The organism is Mesorhizobium silamurunense (genome assembly GCF_014843905.1).
Taxonomy (GTDB): Bacteria; Pseudomonadota; Alphaproteobacteria; order Rhizobiales; family Rhizobiaceae; genus Mesorhizobium; species Mesorhizobium silamurunense.
The window spans coordinates 134,789-143,076 of sequence record NZ_LPVS01000011.1 but is presented as its reverse complement, the minus strand read 5'-3'; the positions used below and the strand labels follow the sequence as shown (position 1 = coordinate 143,076).

4 protein-coding genes and 1 pseudogene are annotated in these 8,288 nt (G+C 63.1%); all 5 read left to right on the top strand.

Annotation, left to right across the window (positions count from 1 at the left end; all coding sequences use genetic code 11):
• Positions 1–2,236: beta strand repeat-containing protein (locus AU465_RS02840; RefSeq protein ID WP_210324965.1), on the top strand; the 2,236-nt coding region annotated here is incomplete at its 5' end.
• Between the two features lie 40 nt (positions 2,237–2,276).
• A complete protein-coding gene (locus AU465_RS02835; protein ID WP_376774805.1) occupies positions 2,277–4,004 on the top strand; it encodes a type I secretion system permease/ATPase in 1,728 nt (575 codons plus the stop codon).
• Positions 4,001–5,341, top strand: coding sequence for an HlyD family type I secretion periplasmic adaptor subunit (locus AU465_RS02830; RefSeq protein ID WP_192243840.1), 1,341 nt, complete (start codon positions 4,001–4,003; stop codon positions 5,339–5,341). Before AU465_RS02835 ends, AU465_RS02830 begins: the two co-directional genes overlap by 4 nt.
• A 47-nt stretch (positions 5,342–5,388) precedes the next feature.
• The gene (locus tag AU465_RS02825; protein ID WP_192243838.1) at positions 5,389–5,820 is read left to right on the top strand and encodes a hypothetical protein; all 432 of its coding nucleotides are present in this window, start codon (positions 5,389–5,391) and stop codon (positions 5,818–5,820) included.
• A 559-nt stretch (positions 5,821–6,379) separates the two neighbouring features.
• Positions 6,380–7,932 (top strand): annotated as a pseudogene (locus AU465_RS02820) (ISL3 family transposase).
• Positions 7,933–8,288 lie beyond the last annotated feature (356 nt).

Sequence of the window (8,288 nt, the reverse complement as noted above, 5' to 3'; positions counted from 1 at the left end):
GGCCAATAGCAACACGGCGACCTCGACCATCCACGTCACCGCGGTCAACGATGCACCGGTTGCGGCGGCTGATACCAATTGGGCGAAGGAAGACACCAACACAAGCGCAACCGGCAACGTGCTGCAGACAATCGCGCATGCCGGCGCACCGTCTGGAACATTCTCGGACAATGCGGATACCGATCCTGATGCCACCGACACGCTGGCCGTATCCGCACTCTCAGGTGGCACCGACAACGGCGCTACATTCAGCAAGACCGGAACCTATGGTTCCGTGGTGATTACAAAGGCGACCGGGGCCTACACCTACACGCTTGCGAATGCCCAAGCCAATGTGCAGGCTCTGGCGGCGGGTCAGACCGTCACGGACAACTTCACCTACACCGTTTCGGACGGGCACGGCGGAACAACATCGGCCAACCTGACTGTGACCGTCTTCGGCACAGACGATGTAAGCGCTACTCTGATCTCCGCGGTTGTGGACGGCAAACAGGGGAACAACGCGACACCCAGCACAGTAGTGATAACGTTTAGTGCGCCCGTCACTGCAAATTTTGTCAATCTATCGGACGTGATGCACGTTTCCGGTTTGCCGAATGTGACAGTAATCAATGGCACAGGCAGTTTCACCGATTCGACGCATTACACATTCCAAGTCGACAAAGGTGCGGGTAGCAGCAACGGATCCTCTTACACTCTTACCATCGACAGCGGGGCATTCTCGGATAGCTCGGGTCACACCAACGCAGCGAAAACGACAAGCGGCCTCAAGCCCGCCGGCACCGCCGGCGAGCCCATAAATCTCGCGCTCACCGACCCCTCCGACGGCCAGGCCGTCACCGTCACAGTGAAGGACGTGCCGTCCGGCTGGACCATCGACGGCGCGACGCAGAACGCCGACGGATCCTGGACGGTGCAGACCAATGCGGTCCACGAGCTGACCGTCACCACGCCTGCCAGTTTCGCCGGCGCGGTGGTGCTCGATGTCTCGATGACCTGGACCAACGCCGATGGCACGACAGGAAGTGCATCGATCGCCGACAACGTCGAGGCCTACGCGCAGGGTTCCCCGATCTTCGCCTGGTCGGGCGACGACGTGCTCACCGGCTCGAGCGGCAACGATCTGTTCGTGTTTTCGCAGCCGATCGGCAACGACACCGTGCACAGCTTCGATGCCGCCGCCGACCAGGTCGACCTTATCGGCTATTCCGGCTTCCAGAGCTTTGCCGACGTCCAGGCGCATACCGCCGACGACGCCAACGGCAATGCCGTGATCACGCTCGCCGACGGCCAGTCGATCACATTGGATGGCGTGCATTCCTCCGCGCTCGGCGCCGGCAATTTCGTCTTCGACCAGACGCCGGTGGTGAACAACGCCGGCACCATGACGATTGGCGACGGCGCCCTGCTGCCGCTGAGCGGCACGGTCAACAACAGCGGCATCATCGCGCTGAACTCGACCGGCGACGAAACCCTGCTGCAGATCATCCAGCATGGCGTGACGCTGGAGGGGGGCGGGCAGGTCGTCCTGTCCGACAGTGCCTTCAATATCATTTCCGGCACCGGTCCGGACGTGACATTGACCAATGTCGACAACACGATCTCGGGCGCCGGCCAGCTGGGCGATGGCATGCTCAGCCTCGACAACAGGGGCACCATTATTGCCTCCGGCTCGAATGCCCTGGTCATCGACACCGGCGACAGCGTCGTCGTCAATTCCGGCACGCTGGAGGCAACCGGTTCCGGCGGCTTGGTCGTTGCGGACGGGGTCGCGAATTCCGGCATGCTCTCGGCCAATGGCGGCAACATCGTCATCCACGGCGCGGTCACCGGCGACGGCGATGCCACGATCGGCAATCTGTCGAAGCTGGAATTCGGCGCGGCCTCGTCGACGGATGTCACCTTTGCCCAGAATGCGGCCGGCACGCTCGAGCTCGACGATTCCTTCGACTACAGCGGGCGGATCGGCGGCATTACCAATGACGACAAGCTGGACCTTAACGACATCTTGTTCGGCGCCGGCACGACGGTCAGCTATCAGGCGAGCCAGGATGGCAGCGGCGGCACGCTGACCGTCTCGGACGGCGCGCACAATGCCACGCTGCATCTGCTCGGCTCTTATGATGCGAGCGGCTTCAAGCTTGCGGATGACGGCGAAGGCCATACCGTCGTCACCTACAATCCGGCGGAGTTCACGCTGACGGGCATCGGCAGCGGAATGAGCGAGCTCGTGTGAACAATAGGCGGGCCGCCGGCAGCGGCGGCTCTCTGACGCAATGACCAGACGTGTATCGAGTGGGGTTCTGGAATTGAACGGCAAGCCTAAAATTGTCAGGGAAGCGCTTCGCGCCTGCCGCCGCTATTTCCTCTTCGCCGCGGTGTTCAGCCTGGCGATCAACCTGCTCTACCTCGCATCGCCGCTCTACATGCTGCAGATCTACGACCGGGTGGTCACCAGCGGCAGCGAGACCACGCTGGTGATGCTGACGCTGGTGCTGCTTGCGGCGTTCCTGGCGCTCGCCGGTCTCGACCTCGTGCGCGCCGCGATCCTGACGCGCGCCAGCGCGCGGCTCGACCGGCTGCTGTCGGCGAAGATCCTGGCGGCTTCCGTCGAGACGCCATCGCAGGGCGCCGCGCAAAGCCAGCCGATCCGCGATTTCGACACGTTCCGGCAGGTGATCACCGGCAGCGGCATCCATGCATTGTTCGACCTGCCGTGGTCGCCGATCTATATCGGCATCATCTTTCTCCTGCATCCCTGGCTCGGCTTCTTCGCGCTGGGCTCCTCGCTGCTTCTTATCGCCATGGCGGTGCTCAACGAATATATTGTGCGGGCGCCGCTTAAGCAGGCCAACGACCTTGCCACGGCCAATTACAATTTCACCGAAATGAGCCTGAGGAACGCGGAAGTCATCCGCGCCATGGGCATGATCGACGGACTCGTCCGGCGCTGGGGGCGCGACCGCGGCCTGGCGCTCGGCCAGCAGGGGCGGGCGAGCGACCGGGCAGCGGTCATGTCCGGGCTGATCCGCTTCCTGCGCCTCACCATGCAGTCGCTGATCCTCGGCCTCGGCGCCTATCTGGTCATCGAGCGGCAGATCACCGGTGGCTCGATGTTTGCGGCCAGCCTGCTGCTGGGCAGGGGGCTGCAGCCGGTCGAGCAGATCGTCGGCCTGTGGCGCAGCCTGATCCTGGCGCGGGCCGCCCTCGGCCGGGTCGAGAGGCTGCTGGACGGCGGCGCGCAGGGCGAACGCTCGTTCAATCTGCCGAAGCCTACCGGCAAGGTCGCCGTCGAGCAGTTGAGCTTCGCCATTCCCAGCCTGCAGAAGGTGCTGCTGCGCGATGTTTCGTTCCGGCTCGAGGCCGGCGAGGCGCTCGGCATCGTCGGCCCTTCCGGAGCCGGCAAGTCGACGCTTGCCCGCCACCTCGCCGGTATCATGCAGCCGAGCCGAGGCACGGTCAGGCTGGATGGCGCCGACATGACGCAATGGGGCAGGGAGGCGCTCGGCGACCATATCGGCTACCTGCCGCAGGACATCGAGCTGTTTTCAGATACCGTGGCCGCCAATATCGGCCGCTTCAAGACCGATGTCGACCGCGAGGTGATCGAGGCGGCACGGCTCGCCGGCGTGCATGATATGATCATCCGCCTGCCGCAAGGCTACGAAACGCAGATCGGCGAGGGCGGGGCGGTGTTGTCCGGCGGCTACCGGCAGCGCATCGCGCTTGCCCGCGCAGTGTTTGGCATGCCGAACCTCATCGTGCTCGACGAACCGAGCTCCAACCTCGATGCCGACGGCGATCGCGCGCTGGCCGAATGCGCGCTGGAGCTGAAGCGTCGCGGCAGCACGGTGATCATCGTCTCGCACCGGCCCTCGACTTTGGCCAATGTCGACAAGATACTGCTTTTGCGGGATGGCGCGGTCGAAGCCTTCGGCATGAGAAACGAGATCGTGGCGCTGCTCAACCAGCGCGCGGCTCCGATTACGGTGGCGGCCCAATGACCGATATCGCGGCTACCTATCGCAGCCTCTCCGGCGCCGAAGATGCGGGCGCCAATGCGGATTCGATCCGGGCACCGGTGTGGATCGGCCTGCTCATCATCGTCGCCTTCTTCGGCGTGTTCGGCGGCTGGGCCGCGGTCGCGCCGCTCAACGGCGCGGTGCTTGCCGATGCGGTGGTGAAGGTCGAGGGCAACCGCAAGAGCGTCCAGCATTTCGACGGCGGCACGGTGAAGGAAATCCGGGTCAAGGACGGCGACATCGTCAGGGCCGGCGATGTGCTGGTGCTGCTCGACGACACCCGCGCGCGGTCCGAATTCAACCTCTATTCCCAGCAATATGCGCTGCTGCGCGCCACCGATGCCCGCATCCGCGCGGAGCTCGACGGCCATGAGGCGGTGGCCTTTCCGAACGACATCACCGCCGAGCACCAGGCCTATCTGCAGGACGCCATGGCCAACCAGATTGCCGACCTCGAGAGCCAGCGCGCCTCGATGGCCGGCGCCAGGCAAATCCTGCAGAAGCGGATCGCCGAACTCGACGAGCAGATCGATGGCAAGCAGGCGCGCGTCGAGTCCTTCCGCGCGCAGCTCAAGTCGACGATCGACGAAAAGGCAGGCCTCAACAAGCTGCTGAAGGCCGGGCTGACGACGAAGCCTCGCATCCTGGAGCTCGACCGCTCGGCCTCCGACCTGCAGGGCCTGATCGACCAGGCTCTCGGCGAGATCGCCGGAAACCGCCAGAGCAAGGCCGAGCTCGAAAGCCAGATTGCGCAGCTCACCAACGAGCGCCGCGCAAAACTCTCGGCCATGCTGATCGACACCCAGTCGAACCTCGCCGACCTGGTGCCGAAGATGTTCGCCGCGCAAGCCACGGTCGACCGCGCCGAAGTGCGGTCGCCCTATGACGGCCAGGTGATGGATCTCAGCGTCTTCTCAACCGGTGCGATCGTCGCCCCCGGACAGACCATTCTCGACATCGTGCCGACCAGGAATTCGCTCATCGTCCAGGCGCAGGTGCGCGTCGAGGACATATCCAGCCTGCGCGCCGACATGACCGCCGAAGTCCGCTTCACCTCCTACAAGCAGCGCACGACGCCTGTCATCCACGGCCGCGTCACCCGCATCTCGGCGGACCGTGTCACCGATGCCAAGACCGGTTTTCCCTATTATGTCGCCGACGTCGCGGTGGATGCAGAGGAACTCGCTGCCGCGCCGCAGATCCAGCTCTATCCCGGCATGCCGGCGCAGGTCATGATCGTGACCGAGGAACGCACCGCGCTGGATTACATTCTGGGGCCGCTGGCGGCTTCTCTGCATACGGCCTTCCGGCAGAAGTAATAGTAAGGAGGGCGGATCGAGTCTTGGAGGCGGATAGGGACCGAGTCATGGGCGCCCTGCATGGACCGACCGAGGGCATCAACGGCGACACAGTACCTGGAATGGCCGAAGCATTCGGCACCGGGCTGGGTGGAAAGTCGGCTTTCTACTCCAGCCATACAGAGCCGGACATTCCGCTTGCGGCCCCAATCGAGACCCTCAATCCCAAAGCGCTAACGTCTGGCGAGAAGATGCATGTGCAGCGGCACCACGCGGAACGATACGAGATGATCTTCGGGATACCCCACGAAAAATATGATGTAATCAATGCTTTGACTACGGCCGCCAGGCCCAGCAATACGGTCAGGCCCGCCATCGTCAAATCGCTACAGTCAGCGAATGTCGGTATCGGTGGCTGCGTGTGCCCGCAACCAATCTCGGCCAAAAACTCCAGCAAACTCAGTGAGTTGCTGGCGTTTTGCTTTTGGCGCGGCAATTGACCTTAGCAAAATCAGATACTTAGCTCACAGGTTCAAATCACCTCGCAACCAACATACATCGGCCCTAGAACCCGGACGTTCATGTGCGGCCGCTGCGACCCTCGACGGAGCACCGGCGGTTCGCAGACGGACTATTCGACCAGGGCACCATCCTTGAGATCGAGGAGCACCTTGCCGACACAGGCAGGGCTAGCGATCATGTGTTCGAGTTGGCGCTTGGAACGTGGCAGACGCCCGCTTCGCAGAGTATCAGTTGGCGCAGGTTCTTTTTCCTCAAGCCAAGATGCAGTCCGAAACAGAAACGAGCGGAGGGCTTCTGCCGCTGGACTGAATCTAGGGCACGCTGTCAGTGCCCTTCGCTTATGCGATGCAGACCCTTGCTATCTCGCTTTTAGATCGTCGACGGCAAGGTGACGACCGATGGTGAAATGACAACGGACGACATCAATGTCAATCGGCGCCGAACTTTGACCCTGATCGGCGTCCAATATTGGCTCTGACTCACTTTTGATGGAAATGGGGTGCCGGCTGGCGTTGGTTCACACAAGGAATCAATACCATGGGCTATGCATTGCGGCCTTCGACCCTCGTCCCTCGCGGATTTGTGGTGGACGACACCGCCGTTGACGATGAGGTGATGTTGATCACGGTCCGTCCTACGAGCACAGCGAGCCTCTGTCCGGGCTGCGGAACGAGGTCGCAGCGGATCCACAGTCGGTATCAGCGGCGTCTGGCGGACCTGCCGATGGCGGGCAAGCCTGTTCGGATCGTGGTTGTGGCGCGGCGGTTCCACTGCGGCGCAGTGTTGTGCGGCCGGCGGATCTTCGCCGAGCGTTTCGACGGGGATGTTCTGGCGCCGTGGGCGCGGCGAACCGCCCGGCTCGACCAAATCGTCCATCACCTTGGGCTTGCGCTGGGCGGCAGGCCCGCGGCCAGCTTTGCCAAGAGGTTGATGCTGCCGGTGAGCAACGACACGTTACTGCGCATCGTGCGGCGACGCGGTAGTCCGCGCTTTGTCCCTCCGAGCGTGATCGGGATCGACGATTGGGCGTGGCGACGAAATCAACGCTATGGGACGATCATCTGCGACCTTGAGCGGCGCAGACCATCGCCTTGCTGCCTGACCGTGAGCCGGCGACGGCCCAGGCCTGGCTTACACCCAACCCCAGATCGGCGTCGTCGCCCGCGACCGCGGTGGCGGCTACGCTCTTGCGGCCGCCAAGGCGCTGCCTGGGGCGATCCAGGTGGCCGACCGCTGGCACCTGATGGAGAACGCCAGCCGCGCCTTCCTCGACGCAGTTCGTATCCATGCGGTCGATCCGCGCCGCGCTTGGCGCCGCCACGATTGATCCAGAACTGCTAACCGCCGCCGAGCGGATTCAATATGAAGGATACCTTCGTCGAGAAGACACCAATGCCGTCATCCTCGGCCTGGCCAAGGACGGGACTACGATTAAGGAGATTGTACGCCGCACCGGCCATAGCCGCGGCGTGGTCCGCAAGGTTCTGCGAGGCCAGCGATCTGACGTCTTTCGGGTCCGAGAAAGCTCGCTGGAGCTTTATCTTCCTTGGCTCGACGCCCAGTGGACGGCCGGGGAGCGCAACGCAACAGCACTCTGGCGGCGCCTCAAGAACCAGGGATTCCGTGGTTGCTTGCGTGTCGTCACCGAGTGGGCCACGCGTCGCCGGCATTCAGATCACGTGAACGGTGACGCCCTGCGCCGTGCGCCCTCGGTGCGAACCATTGCGCGGCTAATGACCATCGGTCTCGACAGCCTCTCTAAGTCCGAAACTGTCACGGTGGCCGCGATCGAGGGCGGCGTGCCTCTATTGGTGGAGGCCCGGGAAATCGTTGCAGGCTTCCAGGCCATGATCCGCAAGAAGACTCTCGCCGATCTCGAACCTTGGCTGGAGCGGGCCAAATCAAGTCTGGTCGCCTCGTTCGCCAACGGCGTTCTCAAAGACCGCTCGGCGGTCAGTGCGGCGATCACCTCGCCATAGTCCAACGGTCAGACCGAGGGCCAGATCACCAAGCTCAAGCTGGTGAAACGCCAAATGTATGGCCGAGGAAAGCTCGACCTGCTTCAGGCGCGCGTCATCGGCGCTGGTTAAGTTCAATCATCACCAAAAGTGCGTCAGAGCCAAAATTGCACGCCGAAACACACGCTGCCCTAGTTAAGCGCTTAGGTCCGGATCATGGCGCCATGCATTGGGACTTGGTGAAAGTCATCCATTGCCATGATTGCCGCAGCGTTGGCCGAGACGATCGCAATCTGCAGTTCACCAACGAGGCGGCGACACCTGACAGGCGCCATCGCTAGAGACTTGGTGCTCAGGGAAGCGCCAGGACGCAACGGGCATCTCCGCTGTAGGACAGCGGCCTAGGACAGCGGCCAGCCAAAACGCGAGCTGGCGGGGCTCGCTCGGTCCCCTTCCAACCAAGGGTGACACATTAGCAACAGTTAATG

Coding starts and splice junctions, on each gene's coding strand:
- AU465_RS02835 (WP_376774805.1), top strand. CDS start 2,277: ATGACCAGACGTGTATCGAGTGGGGTTCTGGAATTGAACGGCAAGCCT.
- AU465_RS02830 (WP_192243840.1), top strand. CDS start 4,001: ATGACCGATATCGCGGCTACCTATCGCAGCCTCTCCGGCGCCGAAGAT.
- AU465_RS02825 (WP_192243838.1), top strand. CDS start 5,389: ATGGGCGCCCTGCATGGACCGACCGAGGGCATCAACGGCGACACAGTA.